This is a genomic window from Kribbella monticola (genome assembly GCF_003261635.1).
Lineage (GTDB): Bacteria > Actinomycetota > Actinomycetes > Propionibacteriales > Kribbellaceae > Kribbella > Kribbella monticola.
The window spans coordinates 180526-205507 of the sequence record NZ_QFXK01000030.1 but is presented as its reverse complement, the minus strand read 5'-3'; the positions used below and the strand labels follow the sequence as shown (position 1 = coordinate 205507).

Here is a 24982-nt window from a genome sequence, read left to right as displayed (position 1 = left end):
GGCCGGCCGAAGGTTCCCGATTCCACGGAACTGCCGGCGGGAAATGGGTGGCAGGCGACCGGGAGGGTGGCGATGATGACGGGTATGTCTGCTGACAAGGCTGGAGTCCTTGCAGTAGGCGCCGATGTGCCCGTTGTCGACATCGCCTGTGACGAGTCGGGCTTCTCCGGTACCAACCTTCTGGATCCACGGGCGCCGGTCATCACGCATGCCGCGGTGGACCTTGCCGCGGCAGAGGCCGTCGAGGTGGTCGCGCGGGTGCGCGCGAATTCGCGCCACCTGCATTCGGAGTACAAGGCGACCCAGATTCTGCGGCAGCGGTCGGCTGTCGAGTGTTTGCTGGAGTCGCTGGACGGAAAGGCGTCGGTTCATCTGACCGACAAGCGATTCTTCGTGGTCCACCGGATGGTCGACTTCCTGCTCGGCGAGCCGACGTACGCGGCCGGTACGAGTCTCGCGCCCGACCTGCGCGAGGCTGCCGCAGTACTCCATCGGCGAGGGCCGGTGGTCTTCGGTGCGGCCGACTGGTACGCCGTACTCGCCTGCTTCGTCGTGATGATGCGGACCAAGCGGCACCGGGTGGTCAATCGGACGGCGCTGGACAACTTCTTTGCTGCCCTTGGCCGTCTGGACGGCGACCTGGAGTTGGTCGGGCGTCTTCGCGGCAGCCGGAAGCGGGTGCGGGCGGTCCTCACCACCCTGCTCGACGACCGGTCCAGCGTTCCGCCGCCGCTGGAGCCGTTGCTGACCGCACTCGTCGACACGACTCTGCACTGGAGTGGGGGCGAACGTGCAGTCGACATCGTTCATGACGAGCAGAGCGCGCTGACCACCCACCGCGTCGACCGGATCCGAACGCTGCTCGGCGGATCCCTGCGGGACTTCAGTCAGGTCGATTCTCGGGAGCATCCGCGGGTTCAGGTGGCGGACCTGCTCGCCGGAGTGGCTCGCCATCTGGCCACCCAGGAGCTGCACGGCTGTGCCGATCCCGGACTGACGGCGCTGCTCCAGCCGTACGTTCTCGCCTCGTCGCTGTGGGCCGACGAGGCCTCCGGCCGGCGGCTCGCGCTGGCCGCCGAAGTGTGACGAGGTGTTGACGAACAGCAGGCGGCCCTGCAACCTTTGACTACCGTCCCGCAAGAAGTTGGCAAATCAACGCAATTTTGCATAACACCTCTTGTGAGTTCGGCGCAGTCCCTCCCGCCCCCGCCCGAACGACGGAGGACCATTCCATGCGACCCAAGCAGCCCGCGTGGCGGCTGATGATCGGCCTGCTCTCGGCGGTGCTCCTCACCGCCGGTTTCCTGCCGAGACCCGCTTCCGCAGCACCAGCAGCTATCACAGCGACCTTGACCAAGACGCTCTCGTCCGGCAGTTCGCTGGGTGAGTACCCAGCGAGCAATGCCGGCGACGGCAACCAGAACTCGTACTGGGAGAGCAACAACAACGCGTTCCCCCAGTGGCTCCAGGCTGACCTCGGCGCCACGGTCAGCGTCAACCAGGTGGTCCTGAAACTGCCCGCGAGCTGGGGTGCGCGCACCCAGACCCTCGCAGTACAAGGCAGTTCGAACGGGTCGACGTTCAGCACCATCGTCGCCAGCGCGGGCTACAACTTCACGCCGACCAGCAACAACACGGTCACCATCACGTTCCCGGCGACCTCCGCGCGGTACGTACGGCTGAACATCACTGCCAACACCGGCTGGCCTGCGGGGCAACTCTCCGAGTTCGAGCTCTACGGCCCGGACACCGGCGGCGACACCCAGGCGCCGACCGCACCCGGCAACCTCGCACTGACCGAGCCCAGCTCCGGCCAGATCCGCCTCAACTGGTCCTCCTCGACCGACAACGTCGGCGTCACTGGCTACACCGTCTACCGCAACAACGCGGCCGTCACCACAGTGGCCGCCAACGTGCTCACCTTCACCGAGGCGCAACCGACCTCAGCGACAGTCGAGTACTACGTCCGCGCACGTGATGCCGCCGGCAACGAGTCCGGCGACAGCAACCACGTGCGTCGCTCAGGCCAGTCCGGTGGCGCGAATCTCGCCGCAGGCAAGCCGATCGAGGCTTCCTCGTCGGTGTTCAACTTCGTGGCGGCCAACGCCAACGACAACAACATCGGCACCTACTGGGAGTCGAACGGCTACCCGGCCACGCTGACCGTCAAGCTCGGCTCGAACGCCGACCTCGACTCGATCGTGGTGAAGCTCAACCCCGACCAGGCCTGGGGTGCCCGCACGCAAAGCATCCAGGTGCTCGGCCGCGAGCAGTCGGCGACCACGTTCACCTCGATCTCGGCCCGGACCGACTACCAATTCAATCCCGCGACGAACCAGAACTCGATCACCATCCCGGTCACCGGCCGCGCTGCCGACGTCCGGCTGCAGATCTTCAGCAATACGGGCGCACCGGGCGGCCAGGTCGCGGACCTGCAGGTCATCGGTACGCCCGCACCCAACCCCGATCTTGTGGTTACCTCGACCACCTGGAGTCCCGCATCGCCCAACGAGACCAGCCCGATCACCTTGTCGGCCACGGTCCAGAACATCGGCTCGGCAGCCGCCGGCGCGACCAGCGTCAACTTCCTCCTCGGTGGCACGGTCGTCGGGACCGCCTCGGTGGCGGCGCTGAACGCGGGCGCATCGGCAACGGTCACGGCGAACGCCGGCACCCGGGCCGAGGGCAGCTACACGGTCGCAGCAGTGGTCGACCCGACCAACACGATCGTGGAGCAGAACGACAGCAACAACACGTTCCAGGCACCCTCGCAACTGGTGATTGCGCAGGCGCCAGGGCCGGATCTGCAAGTCCTCGGCATCACCTCGAACCCTCCGAACCCGGCCGTCGGCGCCCAGGTCTCCTTCACCGTCGCGGTGAACAACCGCGGTACCGCCGCCACGGGAGCAACCAGCGTCACCCGGCTGACCGTCGGTGGCACGACCCTCAACACCAACACGGCTTCCATCGCGGCCGGTACGACGGTCAACGTGGCCGTCAGCGGTACCTGGACCGCGACCAATGGCGGAGCCACCCTGACGGCCACGGCCGACGCGACCAATGTCGTTGCCGAGACCAACGAAACGAACAACGCGTTCTCACGGGCCATCGTGGTGGGCCGCGGCGCGGCGGTTCCCTACACGTCGTACGAGGCGGAGGCTGCCAACTACACCGGCACTCTGCTGACCACCGACGCGCTCCGGACCTTCGGGCACACGAACTTCGCCACGGAGTCGTCCGGCCGCCAGTCGGTCCGGCTGAACTCCACCGGCCAATTCGTCGAATTCACCTCGACCAATCAGACGAACTCGATCGTCGTCCGCAACTCGATCCCGGACTCCGCCGACGGCCAGGGCATCAACGCCACCATCAGCCTCTACGTGAACGGCACCTTCGCACAGAAGCTGAACCTGTCGTCGCACAACAGTTGGCTGTACGGCAACAGCGACGGACCCGAGTCGCTGACGAACACACCCGGTGGCGACGCGCGGCGGCTCTTCGACGAGTCCCACGCGCTGCTCAGCAGCTCCTACCCGCCCGGCACCAAGTTCAAGTTGCAGCGCGACTCGGGTGACACCGCGTCGTTCTACATCATCGACCTGATCGACCTGGAGCAGGTCGCACCGGCCCTGAGCCAGCCTGCGGGCTGCACGAGCATCACGCAGTACGGCGCGGTGCCGAACGACGGGATCGACGACGCGGACGCCATCCAGCGGGCGGTCACCGACGACCAGAACGGCGTGATCAGCTGTGTCTGGATTCCGCAGGGCCAATGGCGGCAGGAGAAGAAGATCCTCACCGACGACCCGCTGAACCGGGGCCAGTTCAACCAGGTGGGCATCAGCAACACCACGATCCGCGGCGCCGGGATGTGGTACTCGCAGCTCTACTCCACGATCGAGCCGCAGAACGCCGGCGGCATCAACCATCCGCACGAGGGCAACTTCGGCTTCGACATCGACAAAAATGTGCAGATCTCGGACCTTGCGATCTTCGGCTCCGGCCGGATCCGTGGTGGAGACGGCAACGCCGAGGGTGGCGTCGGACTGAACGGGCGCTTCGGTACCGGGACGAAGATCACCAACGTCTGGATCGAGCACGCCAACGTGGCGGTCTGGGTCGGGCGCGACTACGACAACATCCCCGAGTTGTGGGGCCCGGCCGACGGGCTGGAGTTCAGCGGGATGCGGATCCGGGACACCTATGCCGACGGCATCAACTTCTCCAACGGCACCAGGAACTCCAAGGTCTTCAACTCGTCGTTCCGGACCACGGGCGACGACTCGCTGGCGGTCTGGGCGAACAAGTACGTCAAGGACCAGTCGGTCGACATCGGTCACGACAACTCGTTCACCAACAACACCGTCCAGTTGCCGTGGCGGGCCAACGGCATCGCGATCTACGGCGGCTACGGCAACAAGATCGAGAACAACCTGGTCTACGACACGATGAACTACCCCGGCATCATGCTCGCGACCGACCACGATCCGCTGCCGTTCTCCGGGACGACGCTGATCTCCAACAACGGCCTCTACCGGACCGGTGGCGCGTTCTGGAACGAGGACCAGGAGTTCGGCGCGATCACGCTGTTCCCGTCGAACCTGCCGATTCCCGGCGTCACGATCCGGGACACGGACATCTACGACTCGACGTACGACGGTATCCAGTTCAAGACCGGCGGTGGTGAGATGCCGAACGTGGCGATCACCAACGTGCGGATCGACAAGTCCAACAACGGCTCGGGCATCCTCGCGATGGGCGGCGCCCGCGGCAACGCAGTACTGAGCAATGTGACGGTGACGAACTCCAGAGACGGCGACATCGTCAAGGAGCCCGGCTCCACGTTCACCTTCAGCGGTCAGTAGCAGCAAGCGAGCCCCCGCAACCTTGTCCCGGGGTTGCGGGGGCTCACCGCGTCACGACGTACCGAAGATCCTTTCGTACTGCGTGACGAAGGCCGGCTCGTCGATCAGGAACGGCAGGTCGCTGCGGACCATGTGCCGGATCGCGAGCAATGCGACCGGGGCGTGCAACGGGCGGAAGTCCGGGTTCCACAGACCGCCTGCTTCAGGGGGCAGTTGGTGGAACTGGCCGAGCATCAACCCGTCGGCGACGAAGTCCGGCTTGAGTCGCAGTTGTACTCCGTCGATCACCTCGCCGACAGCTTGGTCATCGAGATCGGGGAAGGCGATCAGGACCGTCTTGAACTGGGCGCCGGCACCTTCGGTCGGCTCGAGGATGCCGAACCAATCCTTGTAGCGCAGGACCATCTCGGCGACCTGGTCCGGATCAGGCCTGCCGGGATGTACAGCGACCCGGAATAGGTCCTTGCGCAACGAGGCCGAGACGAACGGGCAGACGGGTCCGTTGCGGCCGAGGTCCTCGTGCGGGTTGGTCAGATAGCCGCTGGCCCACTGCAGGATGGTCTCGACGGTTTCGCGTTCCGGGCTGTGCTCGGCGGGGAGGTCGCTGCCGGAGTACAGATGCAGCCCCAACGAGTCAACGCCGGCGTAGGTCAACATGGTCAGTCCTCCACTGCATCGGGTAGCTGTTGTTCGACCTTGCGAAGTGAGCGGGACGCGAGGCCGAGCAGCGACCACGCGAGAAGCAGTACTCCGGTGGCCGCGACGACCACGGCCATGCCACGGCCGGTTCCGGTGCCGAAGACCGGCCCGAGGACTCGGGCGAGGACGCCACCTTCGCGCATCGGCGGCTCGAAAACCTTGTCCACCAAAGGCCCGGCCGCCAGGTAGCCGAGCGGCATGACGACGCGGGCGAGCATCAGGATCGTCGCGAGCACCCGGCCGAGCAGTTCGTGCGGCACCTTCACCTGGACCAGGGCCAGCCAGTGCGCGTTGATCAGGGCGGCGCAAAACCCGACGCCGAACATGCCGGCGATGGGGAAGAAGGCAGATGGACGCAGCCCGATCACGACGGAGCTCAGCCCGATCAGTCCGACGCCGGCGATCATTCCGGTAATTCGTTGGGGAGTGCCACCCCAGATCGCCATCAGCACGCCTCCGAGCAGGAGGCCGGCGCCTTGGGCAGCCAGGACCAGCCCGAGCGTCGCCGTACTGCCGAAGGCGAGGACCATCGGGGTGGTGACGACGACCACGACGCCACCGAGTCCGTTCGCGACCGCGAAGAAGGCGGCCACGGCGAGCAGGCCACGACGTTCGTTGAGGTAGCGCCAGCCGCCGGCGATCTCGGTCAGCAGTGGTTCGTCGCGAACGTGGAAGCCGAGATCCGGCACCTTCACCACGGCCAAGGTGGCCAACGCCACGACCGAGGTGGCGAGGTCGATCCAGAGCACACCGCTGAGGCTGAGGGCGAGCAGGAGTAAGCCGCCGAGCAACTGGGAGAAGAGGAGTGCGGCCGCGGTTCCCAGGCCTACCAGGCCGTTCGCCTGTCCCAGATAGCGCTTGGGGACCAACTGGGCGACGGCGGCGAGATAGGCAGGTTGTCGGAAGGAGGACGTCACCGCGACCACTGTCACGAAGACGTACAGATGCCAGAGGGCCAGCGAATCCACCGCCAGCAAGACGATCAGCATCAAGGCGGCTGCCACGGCCGTCAGGTCGCAGCCCATCATCACGCGACGACGGTTCCATCGGTCGGCGACGGCTCCGGCCAGTGGCGCAGTGAGGATCACCGGCACGATCGCAAAGGCAGCGATGGTGGCGAGCGCGGTGGCGCGGCCGGTCTGCTGGTAGGCCCAGACGCCGAGCGCGAAGGTCGAGAGTCCAGCACCGATGAGCGAGACGAACTGTCCCGCGGTAACGGTGAGGAAGCCGGGGAGGTTCGCCTGCTGCGTTCGCTGGGAGATGGTGCCCGAGGGCGGCCTGCTGAGTAGCTCGGCGACCCGGGGATCGCGGTGGAAGAAGTGACCGGCCCCCGGAAGTCCGACCAGCTCCACCACCTCGCCGAAGCGGTCCCAGTCGTGCACCCGCTCGGACGAGAACCGCGTCGCCTCGTCGAGGTCGCCGACCACCACCCGCAGGGGACTCTTCAGCTTGGGCATGTCGTCGGTGAAGGAGTTCGTGAAGAACAGCTCGCCTTGGTCCGCCTGATGCCGGATCGCCTTCGCCACAAAGGCCCGCTCAGCAAGCGGCGGATCTTCACCGAGGCCGCCGAGGACCCGCAGGGTATCGGTGAGCATCCGGTCGGACTGGCGTCGTCCCGGTGCGAGCCGGGCGACCGATCCCAGTACGCCGGGCAGCCGGGTATTGGGGAAGGATGCACCGAGCACAACGGACTCGGGGATCTTCCCGGCCTGCTCGAGTCGCTGTGCGATGGCGACGGCCAGAGCGCTGCCGACGCAATGACCGTAGAGCATCACCTTGCCGGGGACGTCGGCGAGAATCCGTTCCGCACAGCGATCCGCCAACTCCGGCAGGGGAATCAGTGCTTCGTCGGGACGCGAGTAGTCGGTGCCCGGCGGCTGGACCGCGTAGAGGGCCCAGTCGTCCGGCATGCGTTGCGCGAGGTCGGCGTACACGATCGCGCCACCGCCGCCGAAGGGTGCGCCGATGACGGTGAGGTCGGCGTGAGCCGCATCGAGTGCGGTCATCTTCTGCAGGACGTCCGTTTCGGCACGAGTCCTGGTCTGCAGGTATTCGGCCAGCGATCGCGCACTGGGACAGCGGAAGAGGTCGAGGACCGAGAGCTCGGGATCGATCGCCCGCACGGTCCGTACTGCGCGGAGCGAGTCCCCGCCGACGTCGAAGAAGCCGTCGTCGATCCCGACCTCGCACCCGAGCACTTCGGCGAAGACCTTCAAGATCGCCGCTTGCTCGGGTGTCGCGTCCGGGGGCGCTTTGGTGGCGGGTGCTGCCGGAGCAGGCAGCGACAGGCGGTCGACCTTGCCGTTCGGCGTGGTCGGCAACTGGGGGAGCCGGACGAAGGTTGCCGGCAGCATGTAATCGGGCAGCGTGCCGCGGAGGAACTCGCGGACTCCCGCGTCGCTGGTTTCATCGCCGAGCCCGACGAGGTACGCGACCAAGCGGTCCTGCCAGACGGTGACGGCGGCGGAGACGATCTCGGGATGGCCGGTCAGCACGGTCTCGATCTCGCCGACCTCGATCCGGTAGCCGCGCAGCTTGACCTGACCGTCGGCCCGGCCGCGGACCTCGAGTCGCCCGTCGGCGCGCCAACGGGCCAGATCGCCGGTGCGATAGATCCGGCCGTCTCCGAAGGGGTTCGGCACGAAGCGCTCGGCGGTCAGCTCGGGCTTGCCGTGGTAGCCGAGGGCGACTCCGGCGCCTCCGATGCACAGCTCGCCAACCGCGCCGAGGGGCACCGGTTGCAGGTGGTCGTCCAGCACATAGACGCAGGTGTTGGAGATCGGCCGGCCGACGGTGACCTCGGCCGAGGTGATGCGCTCGCGCGTCGACCACACCGTGGTTTCCGTTGGTCCGTAGAAGTTCCAGAGTTCGCGGACGACGCCCTGCAGCCGGACAGCCAGGTCGGATGGCAACGCTTCTCCGCCACAAACAGCGACCAGGTCGGGATCGCCGGTCCAGCCGGTTTCGAGCAGGAGTTGCCAGGTCAGCGGGGTCGCCTGCAGATACGTCGTACCGGTCTCGTGGATTCGCCGGGCCAGTGCTTCGCCGTTGGCTGCGAGTTTGGGGCCGCCGATGACGAGGGTGGCGCCGACGGTCAACGGCAGCAGCAGTTCCTTCACCGACATGTCGAACGACATGCTGGCCACCGAGAGCACGGTGTCCTCGGCCGAAAGACCGGGCTCCGTGGTGAAAGACGACAAGAGGTTGGCCAATGCCCTGTGCGGGACGACCACGCCCTTGGGTCGGCCGGTCGAGCCGGAGGTGTAGATGATGTACGCCGGATCGCCGCCGGCCACTGTTGATCGAGGCGCAGCGGCGGGCGGAAGCGGTTCGCGCAGGTCGACGGACGGCAGGTCGAAGGTCTCGGTGAACCCGTCCGTGACCAGCACAGCGGCACCTGAGTCCTCGACCATGTAGGTCAACCGGTCGGCCGGATACTCGGGGTCGAGCGGGAGGTAGGTCGCGCCGAGCCGGAGTACGGCGAGAATCGCCACGGGCATCCGGATCGACCGGCGTAGGGCCAGCCCGACGACCGTCCCGTTGCCTGCCCCAAGGTCTGTCAGTCGTTGCGCCAACGCAGCCGACTGGCGTTCCAGCTCGGCGTACGAGAGCTCTTCCCGATCGTCCTTGACGGCGATGCTCTCCGGGCGCAAGTCAGCTTGCCGGAGGATCCAGTCAGGTGTGAGGCCGCTCGGCACCGGACGGGTTGTGGCGTTCCACTCGTTGAGGAGCTGCTCGAGCTCGGCTACGTCGCTGAGCGGTAGGTCGCCCAGCTTGGCTTCCGGCGTAGCCGCGATTGCGATCAGCAACGTGCGGAGGTAGCCGGCGATGCGTTCGGCGGTGGACCGATCGAGGATGTCGCTGTTGTATTCCAGTGCTCCGCGGAGCCCGCCGTTGTCCTCGGTGAGGTAGAGCGACAGGTCGGTCCGCGCGATACCGGTGGCCGCGTCGATCGGCTCCACTGTGATGCCAGGCAGTTCCAGGGCGGCCGGCGGTGTGTTCTGCAGGACGAACATGGTGGTGAAGACCGGCGTACGGCTCGGATCGCGGGGTACGTCGAGGGTCGTGAGCAGCCGGTCGAACGGCATCGCGGAGTGCTCGAACCCGTCCAGCACCGTACGGCGTACCTGCTGCAGGTAGTCCAGGAACGAGAGGTCGCGCTCGGGCTTTCCCCGCAGCGGCAGGCTGTTCACGAACATGCCGACGACGCGGTCGAGGTCCGGGTGGTCGCGACCGGCGACCGCCGTACCGACCACGAGGTCCTCGACTCCGGCGTACCGGGCGAGCACGGTCTGATAAGCGGCGAGCAGGGTCATGAACAGGGTCACGTCGTTCGCACGGCTCAGCTCGGCGAGCTTCGTGGTCAGCTCAGCGCCGAGATCCAGCCAGACCGCACCGCCGCGATGCGTCGGCAGCGCCGGCCTCGGGTGATCCAGCGGCAGGTCGAGAGAGCTGGGAGCACCCTCCAGTTGGGATCGCCAGAACTCCTGCGTGGCGTGATAGGTCTTCTCCGTCTCCCACTGGGTGTAATCGGAATACGTCACCGGCAGCGGGTCGAACGAGTCACCTCGGTACGCCGCGGAGAGGTCTTCGAGCAGGACCGCGTTCGACCAGCCGTCGCTGGCGATGTGGTGCACCGTCAGCAGCAGAAGGTGTTCGGCTTCTCCGGTTCGCAACAGTGCAGCGCGCAACGGTGGACCGGCCGCGAGATCGAAGCCGTGCCGGAACTCGTCATCGATCCGCTCCCGGATCGCCTCGTCGGTCCAACCTCGCAGATCACTGACAGGCAAGGGAATGTCGAGCTCTTCCAGTACTACGGCCTGCGGCTCGCCACCGACACTCGGGTACGCCGTACGCAGGATCTCGTGCCGCTCGACGACCGCGGTGAGCGCGGCGCGCAGCGCGTCGTGGTCCAGGTCGCCGGTGAGACGGAACGCGCTCGGCAGGTTGTTGACCGGGTTGCCCGGGTCGACCTGGTCCAGGAACCAGTACCGCTGTTGCCCGTGCGACAACTCGGTCGACCGATCCTCCCGATGGACCAGCTCGGGTCCGTCGCTGCGCCGCAGTCCGTCGATGTGGTTGGCCAGGGCAACGATCGTGCGATGCTCGAAGAGATCCCGGACGACAATCGCGACACCACAATCACGCCGAAGCCTCGCCGCGGCCCGGATCGCCAGCAAGGAGTGACCGCCCAGTTCGAAAAAGTCGGCGTCCGGTGCCGGCGTCGGGATGTCGAGCAGGTCAGCGAAGACGGCAGCGACGCGCTGCTGGGTGCGGCCGGTCAACGGTCGATCGACCGGCTTCGCAGCCTTGTCGGGCACGGTCAGTGCTGCGAGGTCGACCTTCCCGTTGGGGTTCAGGGGTAGCTCGGTCAGCACGGTGACAGTGGTAGGGACCAGGTGGTCCGGCAACCGCTCCGCCAGCCAGCGACGGAGATCGCCAGGTTCTTGCGTGCTCGCCACGTAGCCGTGGAGATTGCCGTCGGCAACCAGAACCGCGGCAGCCTCGACCGCCGGGTGTGTGGCGAGCACCACCTCGATCTCGCCGGGCTCGACGCGGTGGCCGCGGATCTTGGTCTGCCGGTCGAGCCGGCCGCCGAACTCGACGGTCCCGTCCGATCGCCACCTCGCCCGATCGCCGGTCGGATAGCAGCCATCGAAACCGGCGCTGTCGCCGAGATACCCCCGCGCGACCGCCTGGCCGCGAACGCAGAGCTCTCCCCAGACGCCGACCGGTTGCGGCTCGCCCTGTCGATCCAGGATGTGCACGGCTGCATGGCTCAACGGCGTACCCAGTGGAACAGTCGTCGGCCGGCTGCCTTCGGCGGGGATCTCGTAGGCCAGCACTCCGACCGTGGTCTCGGTCGGACCGTAGTGATTGAGGATTGTCAGCTCTGGTGCCTGGCGACGGATGGAGTCGATCAAGGACCAGGGCGACGCGGCACCGCCCAGCACCAAGGCCTTCCGCGGCAGGCAGTTGCCAGAGCCGATCAGTGCGGCCAGATGTGACGGAACGATCTTGAGGTAGTCCACCGGATGCAGCGCGAACTGCTTGCTCAGCGCAATCGGGTCGACTGCGAGCTCTGCGTCGATCAGGTGAAGGGTTCCACCGCGGGACAAGGCGGTGAAGACCATCGAGTGCCCGAGGTCGGCCGCCAGCGTGGAGACCACCGCATAGCCGGCACCGTCTTCCGGGTGAAGTCTTTCGGCGAAGGCGTCCACGTACGCCGCGAGGCCGCCGTGCTCGACCGCTACACCCTTGGGCCGGCCCGTCGAGCCGGACGTGAAGATCACATACGCCAGATCTCCCGCCGCAACTTCTGGAAGCGTTCCGGTTCTTGCATTGCCTAGAGCGTCGATTGCCGTGATACCCGGAAGGTCGGCGAGGTTGACGGCGAGGCGGGTGCCGGCGGAGGCCAGGAGGGCGGCCTGGCGCGACGGGGGATGAGTTGGCTCGATCGGCACGTAGGCGGCGCCGGACTTGAGGATGCCGAGCAGCCCGACGGCGTACCGGGTGTCCCGGGCGGCGGAGAGGCCGACCACGCTCTCTCGCCCTGCTCCTTCGGCAAGGAGGCGCAGGGCGAGAGAGCTGCTGAGGGCGTCCAGTTCGGCGTACGTGAGCTCGCCGTCGGTGGCCGCCACGGCAACCCGGTCGGGCGCTCGCCGTACGGTGTCGGCGAAGCCGGTGCGGATCAGCGGTGCCTGGCGCGTTGCCGTCGGCGGCGCGAGGAGTCTGGTGCGCTCAGCGGGGGTCAGCAGCGGCAGAGTGGCGACCGGGGCATCGGCGTCCGCGGCGAGGCCGTGGAGCAGCAGGAGGTAGTGGTGAGCGAACCGCTCCATCGTCGCGGGGTCGAAGAGTTCGGTGCTGTAGGTGATGGACGCGGAGATCGTGGGACCGCCGAGATCGGCGACCTCCATCGTGAGGTCGACCTTCGTGGCCGGCGCGTCGATCGGCATCGGCTCGATCTGGAGACCTGGCAGGTCCAGATCCACCCGAGGTACGTGGGTGGCGCTGAACAGCACGGAGTACGGCGGTCTGCCCTCAGCGGGATATGGCAACAGTGCGGCGACCTCTTCGAACGGAGCTGCTGCGTGTTCGGTTGCCTCGAGCACCGTGTTTCGTACCTGGTGAAGGAGTTCCCGTCCGGTCTGCGCCGGCGCGATTCTTGCCCTGAGCAACACCGTTTCGATCAGGCACCCGACGACCGTCCGAAGCTCCGGTACGGCGTCCCGCCCGCTGACCGGCGTCGCCACGGTGATGTCGTCGACACCGGCCAGCCGTCCGCACAGCAGCTGGAATGCTCCGGCCAAACACATGAACGTGCTGACCTGCTCGTTGGCCGCGAGCACTCGGAGAGCGGACGTCGCCGCCTCGTCGAGCTGGAACGAGTACTCGCCGCCCGCGTCGCTCGGATGCGCAGGTCGCGGACGATCACCGGGCAACTGAACGGGTCGAGGCGAATCGGCGAGCTGCTCACGCCAGTACGCGAGGTCGCCATCGGTCGAGCGCTGCTGCTGCCAGTGCGCGACATCGGCGTACTGAGTGCTCATAACCAACCCGCCACCGCCGTACGCCGTACTGAGTCGGTCGGCGATCAGACCCATCGACCAGCCGTCCGCCGCGATGTGGTGAACGCACAGCAGGAGCACGTGTTCGTCCGGCGCGACCCTGAACAGCGATGCGCGGAAGGGCGGAGCGCCTTCGAGGTCGAACGGACGACGTACTTCGTCCCCGAACTTTTGCAATCCGTCGAACTCACGCCAGTCGAGCGCAGCAGCTTCAGCCAGTACTGCGGTCGGCGTACCGTCGATCGTCGGGTAGAAGGTGCGGAGGGCGTCGGCCGACTCGACGACCGCGACCAACGCCATCCGCAGCCGCTCGCTGTCCACCGTTCCACGCAGTCGCCAGGCGACCGGCAAGGTGTAGGCGGCGCTGTCGGGTGCGAGCTGGTGGAGGAACCACAGCCTGCGCTGAGCCGACGACAGGACGACTTCGGTACCCTCCGGGCGGCTTGGGATTGCCGGCCGCTTCGATGCCTTCGTTCTGGCCTTGGCCAGTCGTGCCGCGAGGGCCTCCGCGATCGCGTCGGTACTCAGGTCGGCGCTCACGAAGATGCTCCCAGCAACTGTTCGAGGATCGACTGCTCCACCGCGAGGGCCAGCCTCGCCACGGTCGGCGCATCGAAGAGGGCCCGGACGCCGAGGTCGATCTCGAACCGGTCCCGCACGTCGGCCATCACCTGGGCGGCCAGCAAGGACTGCCCGCCGGCCGCGAAGAAGTCGTCCTCGACACCGAGCTCCGGTACTCCGAGCGCGTCCCGCCAGAGGTCGAGCAAGAGCTCCTCGGTCACCGACTCGGGCGGTCGTGAAGTGGATCGGTCCCTCGGTGGTGCCGGTAGCGCACGTCGGTCGAGCTTGCCGCTCGCGGACCGCGGCAGCACGGGGAGTTCACCGATGGTGGCAGGGACGAGATGGGCCGGGACGCGAGTGGCCAACCACTCCCGCAGACCCGCCGCCGCGCCGACGACGTACGCGTTCAAGCTTGGCCCTGCTGCCGGATCGTCGTGGACGAAGGCGACCGCCTCCGAGACGTCCGGATGCGCGGTGAGGGCCGCCTCGACCTCGCCGAGCTCGATCCGGATCCCGCGCAGTTGCACCTGGTCGTCGATGCGGCCGAGGAGCATGATCGTGCCGTCTTCGCGCCAGTACGCGAGATCGCCTGTGTGGTAACGGTTTCCACGGCCGTACGGGTCCGGCGTGAACCGCTCGGCCGTCAACTCCGGCCGGTCGAGATAGCCCCTCGTCACGCCGACGCCTGCGATCAACAGCTCACCCGGTACGCCGATCGGCACCAGCCGGCCGCGCGGATCGACGATGGTGATCCGTACCCCGGGAATCGGCTTGCCGATCGCGGGCCGAGTGCCGTCGGCGACACACTGGTTCATCACGGCGGCGACCGTGGCCTCGGTCGGTCCGTAGGAATTCACGAAGTGCCGACGCGGTGCCCACTTCCGCACCAGGTCCGCCGAACAGGCTTCACCACCGACCGCGATCGCCTTGACCGTCGGGAGGGTGGCTTCGTAAGGCAGTGCGGCGAGAACGGAGGCCGGCAGCACGAGATCGGTGATCCGCTCCCGGTCGATCAACTCGGCCAGGTCGGTGCCCGCGACCTCGTCGCGGCGTACCACGAGCGTCGCTCCGGCGACCAAGGTCATGTAGACGTCCGAGACGGACACCTCGAAGCCGAAGGGGACGAACTGCAGGACACGGCTGTCCTCCGCGACGGCGAAGTTGCGGATCTTCGCCAGGACGAGGTTGGTCAGGCCGCCGTGTTCGGCCAGAACGCCCTTCGGTCGGCCGGTCGAACCGGAGGTGTAGAAGATGTGGACGAGGTCGTCCGCGGTCACCACGTCGGCCAGTGGGTCCCCTGACTGCTGGGCAGCCTTGGCCAGAAAGTCCTCGTCGACGATGACGGTGGCTTTGACATCCGCCAGCATCTCCTCGGCTCGCGGCGCTGGAAGGTCCGGGTCAATCGGCACGTAGCAGCCGCCCGAGGTGGCTACGCCGAGCATCGCGACGACGGCAGCGACCGATCTCGGCAGCCTGACCGCGACCGGGGTGCCGGGCTCGACGCCATGGGTTCGCAGCAGCCTGGCGAGTTGGTTGACGCGATGCTGCAATTCGGCGTACGTGAGGACCTCTTGGCCGCAGATCACCGCTGTCTTGTCGGGTCGGGCCGCGGCCGTCTCGGCGACGAGCTGGTAGGCCGGTCGTCGTTCTTGGAAGGCGTCGCCGCCGTTGCCTAGGGCAAGGAAATGCCGGACCTCTTCCTCGCTGCACAACGGCAGGTCGGCAAGCGTCGTGTCGGGATCGGCGAGAGCAGCGGTGAGGACGTTGAGCAGTTGGCGGTTGATCCGCTCGGCCGTCGTCCGCTCGAAGAGATCGTCTCGGTACTGCACGGTCAACCTCATCCGGCCGTCCACCGGCTCGGCCAGCACCGTCAGATCGAATCGGGCGTTGTCGCCGTGCCACTCTCCGAGCGACCTCAGGGTGGCATCGCCCAGGCTGACCGGCCCGCTGACGGGTTGCCCGACGACGAGCAGTACGTCGAAGGGAGCCTCGCCACTGGCTCGGTCCGCCACGATCCGTTCGAGCGGAATGCCTTGATGTGCGTGCGTTTCCAGCACCGTACTCCGAGCCTGCCGGAGCAGGTCGCGGAAGGTCGCCTGGTCGTCGACCACCGCGCGCAGCGGGACGGTGTTGACGAAGCAACCCACCACCTGGTCGAACTCCGAGACCGTCCGGTTGGCCATCGGCGCACCGATGACGATGTCGTCCTGCCTGGTCAGCTGCTGCAACAGCGCGGCGAGCGCTGCATACACGATCGTGAAGCGACTGGCTCGCTCATCGGAGGCCAATCGATCGATCGCGGTCAGAACGTCCACAGGCAAGGGGAGCTGGACCGAACCGCCGTGATGCTTGGTCACGAGCGGTCGCTGGTGGTCCGTGATCAGGTCGAGGCCGGTCGGAGCACCGGCCAGCTTCTCCTGCCAGTACGCGAGTCCTTCTGCCAGCGGCCGGCTTGCCTCCCAGGCTGCGACCTCACGCGGGCCGAGCTGTGGTCGCGGGAGCTCGCGTCCGGAGTAAAGGATCGGTAGTTCTGCCAACAGGATCTCGAGCGAGCGGGCGTCGACGGCGCTGTGGTGGATGGTGAGGAGGAGTCGCCAGCTGTCGGGGCCGGTGGCTGCGAGGACCGCGCGCATGAGGCGGCCGGTGGCGAGATCGCTGCCAGGCTGTGGATGTGCGGCCAGTTGGTGGTCGATGTCGTTGCCCTGGGCATTCAGTACGTCGAAGGGCACGCGATAGGCGGGTATGACGCGCTGGTACGGACCGTCCGGGCGGGTCTCGATCGCAGTACACAAGGCCTCGTGGCGTTCGACGAGCTTGTCGAGAGCCGTCGCGAGGCGGTCGGGGTCCAGGGGCCCGTTGATCGAGTAGCGCATCCGGACGTCGTAGATCGACGGGTCGGCGAGGTATTGGTCGAGGAACCAGTAGCTGCGCTGTGCTGCTGTGAGTGGTGCGGCTTCGTGTGCTCGCTGCAGATTCGGGGTTGGGGTTGGCTTTGGCGGCGGAGGGGTGGGCAGGATCGCAGCGAGGTCTGCGATGGTGACGGAGCCGAACATGAGCTCGAGCGGCAGTTCGCGACCCCATCGCTCCGACAGCCTGGTCAGCACGCGGGTTGCGGCGAGCGAGTGTCCGCCGATTGTGTCGAACGGTTGATCCGTGCCGACACCGGTGCGGCCGAGGACCTCCTCCCAGATCGCGGCGATCTCTTCCTCGGTGGCAGTAGCCGGGGCGCGGCCGGCTGAAGCCTCCTGCCGATAGGCGCGCAAGGCGTCACGGTCGACCTTGCCGTTCTCCGTCCGTGGCAGCTCGGTCAGCGCAGTGAGGGTCGCCGGAATCATGTGCGCCGGAAGGTAGCGGGCAAGGTGCTCGCGCGGATCCACCCCGGGCTTCGTGGGCACATAGAACCCGGCGAGGCTGACCTCGCCGTCGTCCCTCGGTACTACGGCTGCCGCGGCGATGTCGGGATGCTCACCGAGCACGACCTCGACCTCACCCGGCTCCACCCGCTGGCCCCGGATCTGCACCTGGTCGTCGACGCGCCCGAGGAAATCGAGCTCGCCGTCAGCTCGCAGCGCGACCAGGTCGCCGGTCCGGTACAGGCGGCCGTGCTCGGGGTCGGTGACGAACCGCTCAGCGGTGAGATCCGGCCGGCCGAGGTACCCACGAGCTAGGCCGGCTCCACCGATGAAGAGTTCACCGGTCTGTGCCATCGCGCCTTGTGGGTCACGGATCTGCAGTACGACGCCGTCAACCGGCCGGCCGATCGTCGGTACGTCGTTACCCGGTGCGACTTCTGCCCAGGTGGCAACGACCGTTGTCTCGGTCGGGCCGTACAGGTTGTAGACCTTGAAGGGCAGGGTCGCGGACGGGCGTGCCGTGAGTCGGTCGCCGCCGGTGAGTAGTGCTCTCAGCGCAGATTGCTCGGGCCATTCGAGCGTCATCAGTTCGGCGGCGAGAACTGTGGGAGCGAAGGCGATCGTGATTCCTTGCTCGACGAGGAAATCGCGGAGCGCGGTGGGTCTGAGTCGCTGTTCCTCGGTGGGGATGACGAGGGTTCCGCCCGCGACCAGCGTGGGCCAGAGCTCCACCATCGCGGCGTCGAAGCCGAGTCCGGCGACGAACGAGACTCGGTCGGCCTCGCTCATGGTCAGTACCCGTCGCTGCCAGTCGACGAGGTTCGAGAGCGCGGACTGGGGGACTTGCACGCCTTTGGGCCGTCCCGTTGATCCTGACGTGTAGATGACATAGGCGAGGTCATCGGGGTTCGGTTCTGGGGGAGTCCAGGTGCCGGTGTCGGCGCTGGGTAGACCTGGCCGGAGTACGGCTGCGGGGTTGGCAGAGGTCAGGAGGAACTCGCGCCGGGCAGCGGGAAGAGCTGGGTCGATCGGGAGATAGGCGGCGCCTGCTCGCAGTACGGCGAGTGCACCGATGACGAACTCGATCCCGCGGGGTAGTTCCAGTGCCACGATGTGGTCGCGGCCGACACCGATTGCGGCGGCTACGGTGTCTGCCTGCTGGACGAGTTCGCCGTACGTGATGGCCTTGCCGGCTTGGACGACAGCGGTTCTGGCGGGCTGTGCGTCGGCGACGGCCGCGATCCTCGCAGCGATGGAAGCAGTTTCCGGACAGGCGTCAACAGACCTCAAAGTCCCCCCTCGGACCTCGCTCGGTGAACCCGAACCCAGGCACGAGACTAAGCACACGGACGGTGATCGTGGCGGGGAAAACCAGAAATATCCCTTGAAATCAAGGGTTTCTCTGCAAACGGGCAGCCGGTGGCGATGGGTCACTCGTTTGAATCAGAGTCGCCCGGCGAGACGGGCAACAGCCGCCCGGCATGGGCAACGGGGTCACGCAGGGTTAACCTGGTTGTTTCCGACCCCGCTGGAGGACCTCGTGACGATCCTCGTACTGATGGGGCCGCCCGGCGCCGGCAAGGGCACGCAGGCCGAGGTGCTGGCCGATCGGCTGGGAATTCCGGCCATCTCGACCGGGGACATCTTCCGGACCCAGGTCGCCGACGGGACGCCGCTCGGGCAACAGGCCAAGGGCTATCTGGACGCGGGGGAGTACGTGCCCGATTCCGTCACCAACGCGATGATCCGCGAGCGGTTGTGCGCCGACGACACCAGAGCGGGCTTCCTGCTCGACGGCTATCCACGCACGCTCGAACAGGTCGCCGTACTGGACGACCTCCTGGCCGGACAACAGCGCTTCGTCGACGGCGTCGTAGTACTCGAGGTGCCCGATGACGAGCTGGTCGCCCGAATCCTGCACCGAGCGTCAGAGGCGAACCGGTCCGACGACACCGAGCCGGTCATCCGCCACCGGCTCAAGGTGTACGCCGAGCAGACGCAGCCGCTGATCGAGGTGTACGCCGCCCGTGGGCTCGTCACGACTATCGACGGCACCGGCGACACCGCCCAGGTCTCGCAACGAGTCCTCGCCGCCGCCGAGACCCTCGAGGCGGGCTGAACCGGCTGACGGCGCTCGCCGGTGAGCTGAGCTGGCCCCGCGGGACCCCATCCGCGGCCGAAGTCTGCGGCTCCCCGCCCGCCGGTCATTCCGTGGCCGTCGCGGTTCGCATCCCAGCCGCTGGCGGTGGCTCGGCCGGCTCCCCCCGCTGTCCGAGCCACCGCGGGATCAGCCCACCGGCTGGCGGGTGTAGACGCGGGCGACGTCGATACCGAGGACCTCCGGCTTGCCGGCCGGGTCGGGGCCGAGCACCTTGGCCAGCACCGGGCCGAGCCGCTCGGCGAAGAACCGGTCGGCGTGCTCGCGCGATTCCCACAACGTGACGACCCGGATCCCGTCGCCGGCGGACCCGACGTACCGAGCCTCCAGCCCCTCCGGCTCCTGGCCCAACGTGCTTATCACCTGGTCGAACTGCTCGATCGAACTGAACGGCGGGGTGGCGACTGCGATCCACTGCATGATGCTCTCCTCTGGCTGCTGGGTGGCCGCTCGGCCACACCAACGACGTTAGGAGCGCGCGGTCCGCGCCGAATCCGCCGAATCACTCATCGCGCTACTCATTCACCCCGACGAGTGGTCCAGCTCGCGATCTGGCTGCGGTTGGCGAAGCCGAGCTTGGTCAGGATGTGCTGGACGTGGTTCTGCGCGGTCCGTTCGGAGATCACCAGCCGCTCGGCGATCTGCCGATTCGTCAGCCCCTCGGCGACGAGACCGGCGACCTCGGCCTCCCGCGGGCTCAGCCCGGAGCCGGCCACCTCGCCGAGCCTGCCGAGCAGCTCGGCCAACGGATCGGCGTACCGGCTCATGCCCAGGGACCTGATCAACCTCCCGGCCTCCTCTGCGGCATCCTTCGCGCGCTCGCGATCGCCGGGCTCATCGCGTTGCGCCAGGGCACTCGCGAGGTGGTACTGCGCCTCGGCGACGAAACCGGGTGCCCCGGCCGATTCGGCCCGGCGTACGGCGACGGCCAGGTCCTCGACTGCCGCGTCCAGCCGTCCGAGCGCGAGTTCGGCCCGGCCGATCGCCAGCTCGGCCGGGCCCATCGAGGCGACACCGTTGCCCACGGCATGCTCTCCGCGGTACTCCTGGAGCCGGTCGACCAGCTCGGCGAGATCGTCGCGGCGTCCGAGTCCCGCGCACGCCAGCGCGGCGTACACGTACCCGGGCAGGACGAAGAACGCCGGCAGCGACCAGCTTTCGATCGGCCCGGCCTGCCGGTACGCCGCGTCTGCCTGATCGGGAAGCTGCAGGCACATCAGCAGGTAGGCCCGCGACAGCAGCGCCATCGTCGCGAAGCGTGGTGGTGGATCGAAGCTCTGCAGGGCGAACTCGGCCGCCTCGGCGGAGACTCCGACGTGTCCGGCCAGCGCGATCTGCAAGGCGAAGTACGCACCGGTCGCGGGTGCTCGCTCGACCAGTCGCATCCGGTCGAATCCGCGCCGCGCGATCGCCGCGGCCTCGGCGTACTGGCCGCGAGCCTGCGCGACACAGGCGGCAACCCGGTCGTGGTGCCACGCACTCACCGGGCCACCGACCCGATCGACCGCCACCTTGAGAGCCGGCAACTCCGCCGCGGCGGCGACCAAGCGGCCGCTCTCGATCAACGCGTCGAGTCGCCAGAGCTCACCCCACATCGCGGCGCGGGCGTTGCCGGTACGCCGGGCGAGCTCGAGCATCTCGGTTGCCAGCAGCAACCGCTCCTGCCGGCCGGCCGGTCCCGGACACGCCTCCTGCCTTGCCCGCAAGGCCGCTGTCAACGCGAGATCGTCCTGCGCGGCGCGGGCCAGCGTGAGAGCTTCTCTGCTCAGCGCGTCGAGCCGCTCTTGTTCACCGTCGTAGAAGGCCAGATGACTGCGCTGCGCGGTCAGTCTCGCCTTCAAGGCATTGTCCTCGGTGACAGCGAGCGCCTCTTCGCACAGGCGTTGGGCGCAGGCATTGATGGCCGGGTCGGGCACCGCCTCGAGGATCAGCGCCGCTTCCGCCTTCGACTCCGGTGTTGGTGCGGCGGCCGCGGCGGCCATCGCCGCTTCGACGCACTCCTGCAGATCGCCGGCCAGGTAGGCCGCCCTCCCAAGCGCGATCTGCGTCCGGGAATCCCTTTGTGGATTGGCTTTCAGGGCCGCCTTGTAGAGCCGAACGCCTTCTTCGTACGCCAATCGGCGTACGGCGTCGTCGGCCGCGCGGATCATCCACTCCGCCGCGGTCCGGGGATCGCCGTACTGAGCGCGGTGGCGCGCGATGTCGGCGAGGTGCTCGGACAGGTCGTCGGCGTACCGAGCTTCCAAGGCCTCTGCGGCCGCGTGGTGCCAGTGCGATCGGTCGACCGCGGGGCAGGAGGCCTCGACGGCGTCGCGGGTCAGGGCATGAACGAACCGGTACTCGACCCCATCGCCCAGGCGGTCCACGAAGCCGAAGGCGATCGCCTCGTCGAGCAAGGGCAGGCAATCGCCGACCGGCAGTTCCATCGCCGTCGCGAGGAGATCGACCCGGAAGTCCCGGCCGATGATCGCGGCCGCCTGGACCAGCCGGCGGCAGTCCGCAGAGACCCGCTCCAGCCGGGCGCCGATGATGTCGAGAACACTTCGCGGCGGCCGGTCCTCGCGCCAGGTGCCGTCCGCGATGGCTCGCGCGACCTCACGGACGAAGAGGGGATTGCCGCCGGTGATCTCGTGCACCCGCGCGGTCTGCCGATCAGTTGCAGACGGCAACTGTTCACGAGTCTCGTCGAGGCCGAAGCCGGTGAGGTCGAGGCGTTCGGCGGAGCGCGAGCGGAGCAGGTCGGGCAGGAACCGGGGAAGTGCGGCCGACGGCTCGGACTCGCGGCACGTGGCGAGAACGAGAACCGGTAGGTCGGCGAGCTGGTCGGCCACTTGCCGTAGTACCAGCAGGGACGGCTCGTCGCCGCGATGGATGTCGTCGAGGATCACCACCAGGCCGCGTGTACCGGCGGCGGTTCGCAGTACGTCGACCAGCTCCTCGAAGAGCCGGAAGCGATCCTCGGTTGCCGTCAGCACCTTGTCGGGGTCGACCTTGAGCGTCCTGAGGATCTGCCGCCACGGCCAGTAGGCAGGAGCGCCCTCGGTCTCCACGCAGCGCCCCCAGGCGACAGCCGCGCCCACCGCCAGCGCGGTTCCCGCGAACTCCTGCGCCAGCCGCGTCTTGCCGATCCCCGCCTCACCGACACACACCACCAGGCGCCCCGCACCCCCACGCGCATCGTCAAGCCAGCCCCGCAGCTCCGCCAGCTCGCGGCCTCGCCCAGCAATCCCCATCCGGTCAGCATCCCGCACCCACCCCGCCAGGCGGAAGTAGGGCTGGGTTTTACAGAGGCAGCCGTGCGACGAGGTGTTGCTTGGGTTCGTCGGGGAGACTTGGCCCGTGAAACGGGTCGTGCGCGGGTTGCGTCGGGCGCTGTTCGGGCTTCTGGTTCTGCTGGTTGTCGTCACGGGGGCGTCGCTGACGTACAACGCGTTCACCGGTGACCAGGAGCCGCCGCCGGAGGGGCTTCGGTTCGTGATGGCCGGCGATGTCAACACGCGGTACGAGACGTGGGGTACGACGGGGAGCCCTGTCGTGCTCGTGCACGGCTCGACCGAGTCGGTGGAGACATGGTCGAAGCTGGTGCCGCTGCTGGCTCGTGATCATCGGGTCTATGCATACGACATCACGGGATATGGGTACAGCGAGCGCAAGGCGCCGTACACGGTCGAACACCTGGCAGCGCAGCTGCTGGGCTTCCTCGACGCGATGAAGCTTGGTGGCCCAGGGCAACCACGTCCACTGCTCGTCGGGCATTCTCTCGGCGCGGGGATCGCCGCCGAAGCGACACTGGAGGCACCGAGTCGGATCGGTGCGCTGATGTTCTTGGACGGAGACGGTCTACCGCTTCCGGGTGGGCGCGCGTCCTTCGTACGGCATGTGTTCGTCAACCCCTACAAGACAAGTGTTCTGCGGTTGGTCCTCGGCTCGGACACCATCGTCCGCAAGCTCTACAACTCAGCTTGCGTCCAAGGCTGCCCCGCCCTCGACCACGCCGGCGTCGACCAGTGGACCCGCCCGCTCCGTCAGCCAGGCGCGGAGAAGGCCCTCTGGCAGATGACCGCCAACGGAATCCCCGCCGTCACCCCCCAACGCCTGGAAACCTTCCGCACCCTTCCGATCCCCACCTCGGTCGTCTTCGGCGCTCGCGACAACCAAGGCGGCTCGGCGCAGGACACCGCCACCCGCATCGGCGCCCCAGCCCCTACCCTCATCCCCAACGCGGGCCACCTGACCCTCATCTCGTCCCCCACAGAGGTAGCGACGGCGATCAACGCCCTCGCCGCGAGACCGCCTTCGGGTTAGGCGCCCGCGGTCAGGTGGAGGTTGGAGGCTGCGGCGGTGAGGACGATCGATTGGCCGCTGATGGCGATTTCCTTCAGGGTGGCGCCGAAGGGGAGGTCGGGCAGGCCGATTCCCTTGGCCAGCAAGGAACTCACGGCTTTGCGGATGACGGACGGCACCTCATCGGGCAGCTGGTCGACGAGGAGCCTGATGCGGCCGTTCACCGCTTGAGGGCGGACGGTGGCAGTTGCGTCGACTCCGCGGACCTTCACCCGCGCCTGCAGTTTGCCGCCGACGATCTGCAACGACAACCCGTCCAGCCCGCTGGCGGCCGCCGTCAGCTTGGTCAGGGCGCCTGGGGACACGCGCAGCCGTACGTCGGTCGTGTCGACCGTGACGACACCCTTCGAACCGGTCAGCAGTTCGTGCGGTACGTGGATGCCCGTCATCACCGCGCTGAGATCCTCCGCCGCGACCGACTTGAACGACGGCTCCTGCATCGTCACCGTGATCTTGGAGAACTTCTCCTTGGCGACCTGCGGCAGAAACCCGAACCCACCGATCTCGGCCGACGTGCGAGACGCCTGTACGTCGTACCGCGCCGCCTCCTGCTCCGCCGCCTTCGCCAGTTGCCCCTCGGCGAGCGACTCGCCGACCCGATCGACGACGACCAGCAGACCGGCCAGCAGAACAAGGAGAATCACCAGCACCTTGAGCCCACACCCACGCCTCTTCGGGCTCATCAGCCCCTCCCCGACATCGGCTGGGCCAGCTCCGGGCGGCATACGGTCGTCATGGCGTGACCCTATCGACCCGCTCCCAACCACCGAACTCTCAGCCTGTCAGCCTCGCCAGACGGGGGCGACGGTTTTGCGGTAGGTGCGGCCGAAGACGCCGTTGATGATCGCGAAGACCGGTGCGGGGATGGTGTCCGTGAGCGCGGCACGTTCTTCGGGTCCGGCGCCGTCGATCGCCCAGGCGAAGAAGCGGCCGCCTCGCGCCGGGCTGACCTGGCCGAACTTCCGTCCCATCGCCTTGATCTCCGGGCTGTCCTTCTTCGCGAGATAGACCGGTTCGATCTCGGCCTCCTCGTGCTCGAGGTGCCGCACAGTCACCGTCTGCAGCTCCCGCATCGCCGCCAAAGCCACCTGGGCGTCACCCGCTGACGCCGTACTCCGAAGTGTGCCCATCGCGCTCCGAGTCGACGCGAGCGCGGCCGCCATCGTCTCGTGCTCGGCGTCCATCTGCGTCAGCAGCTCACGGCTCACCCCGACAGCTTCGAGCGCCGGCCACGCAATCTCGTGCTCACCTTCGTGGTGATAGACCAGCTGATCGTCGAAATTCGCCCAAGCAGTGGCCAGCTGCTCAGCGCGCTTCCGGTCGCCGGCCGGAAACGTGCTCAACGCATCCACAAAGCGCCGCAGATCCCGCCGAAACGCAGCGTGAATCGCCCTGTTCATACTCATCTCAGCCATGTCCTGGAGTCTAGGCCCG

General features: G+C 67.7%; 11 protein-coding genes. 4 read left to right on the top strand and 7 right to left on the bottom strand.

The annotated features are described in order from the left end of the window. Window positions 1-84: 84 nt before the first annotated feature. Together DIZ26_RS17320 and DIZ26_RS17315 are read left to right on the top strand one after the other, a co-directional pair. Window positions 85-1086, top strand: coding sequence for a DUF3800 domain-containing protein (locus tag DIZ26_RS17320; RefSeq protein ID WP_112242529.1), 1002 nt, complete (start codon window positions 85-87; stop codon window positions 1084-1086). A gap of 146 nt (window positions 1087-1232) precedes the next feature. Continuing rightward, window positions 1233-4865 carry a CARDB domain-containing protein gene (locus DIZ26_RS17315; protein WP_112242527.1) on the top strand — a complete coding sequence of 1211 codons (3633 nt, stop codon included), beginning with the start codon at window positions 1233-1235 and terminating at the stop codon, window positions 4863-4865. A gap of 51 nt (window positions 4866-4916) precedes the next feature. On the opposite strand, the gene DIZ26_RS17310 is transcribed toward DIZ26_RS17315, so the two are convergent. From DIZ26_RS17310 to DIZ26_RS17300, 3 genes are read right to left on the bottom strand one after another with little or no spacing between them, the layout of a single operon-like run. Further along, window positions 4917-5522: a DUF6875 domain-containing protein gene (locus DIZ26_RS17310; protein WP_112242525.1), complete on the bottom strand. Its 606-nt coding sequence runs from the start codon at window positions 5520-5522 to the stop codon at window positions 4917-4919. A 2-nt stretch (window positions 5523-5524) separates the two neighbouring features. Beyond that, a complete protein-coding gene (locus DIZ26_RS17305; RefSeq protein WP_112242523.1) occupies window positions 5525-13672 on the bottom strand; it encodes a non-ribosomal peptide synthetase/MFS transporter in 8148 nt (2715 codons plus the stop codon). Beyond that, window positions 13669-18336, bottom strand: a complete 4668-nt coding sequence (locus DIZ26_RS17300) for a non-ribosomal peptide synthetase (protein WP_198676144.1) — start codon at window positions 18334-18336, stop codon at window positions 13669-13671. The genes DIZ26_RS17305 and DIZ26_RS17300 overlap by 4 nt, the downstream gene beginning before the upstream one ends. Window positions 18337-18586: 250 nt before the next feature. On the opposite strand from DIZ26_RS17300, the gene DIZ26_RS17295 reads away from it, so the two are divergent. Further along, window positions 18587-19165: an adenylate kinase gene (locus tag DIZ26_RS17295; RefSeq protein WP_269815390.1), complete on the top strand. Its 579-nt coding sequence runs from the start codon at window positions 18587-18589 to the stop codon at window positions 19163-19165. Between the two features lie 168 nt (window positions 19166-19333). Here DIZ26_RS17295 and DIZ26_RS17290 read toward each other — a convergent pair whose 3' ends face one another. Both DIZ26_RS17290 and DIZ26_RS17285 read right to left on the bottom strand, forming a co-directional pair. Further along, window positions 19334-19624 (bottom strand): hypothetical protein, encoded by a 291-nt coding sequence (locus tag DIZ26_RS17290; protein WP_112242519.1) that lies wholly within the window; start codon window positions 19622-19624, stop codon window positions 19334-19336. Window positions 19625-19722: 98 nt separating this feature from the next. Then, window positions 19723-22437: an ATP-binding protein gene (locus tag DIZ26_RS17285; protein ID WP_112242517.1), complete on the bottom strand. Its 2715-nt coding sequence runs from the start codon at window positions 22435-22437 to the stop codon at window positions 19723-19725. Window positions 22438-22543: 106 nt separating this feature from the next. Here DIZ26_RS17285 and DIZ26_RS17280 point away from each other — a divergent pair, with 106 nt between their 5' ends. Next, window positions 22544-23509 carry an alpha/beta fold hydrolase gene (locus DIZ26_RS17280; protein ID WP_112242515.1) on the top strand — a complete coding sequence of 322 codons (966 nt, stop codon included), beginning with the start codon at window positions 22544-22546 and terminating at the stop codon, window positions 23507-23509. Here the strand turns inward: DIZ26_RS17280 and DIZ26_RS17275 are convergent. Together DIZ26_RS17275 and DIZ26_RS17270 are read right to left on the bottom strand one after the other, a co-directional pair. Next, window positions 23506-24231: an LmeA family phospholipid-binding protein gene (locus tag DIZ26_RS17275; RefSeq protein WP_112242513.1), complete on the bottom strand. Its 726-nt coding sequence runs from the start codon at window positions 24229-24231 to the stop codon at window positions 23506-23508. The genes DIZ26_RS17280 and DIZ26_RS17275 overlap by 4 nt on opposite strands. A gap of 99 nt (window positions 24232-24330) precedes the next feature. Then, complete coding sequence (locus DIZ26_RS17270; RefSeq protein ID WP_112242511.1) at window positions 24331-24963, bottom strand: hemerythrin domain-containing protein; 633 nt, start codon at window positions 24961-24963, stop codon at window positions 24331-24333. Window positions 24964-24982 lie beyond the last annotated feature (19 nt).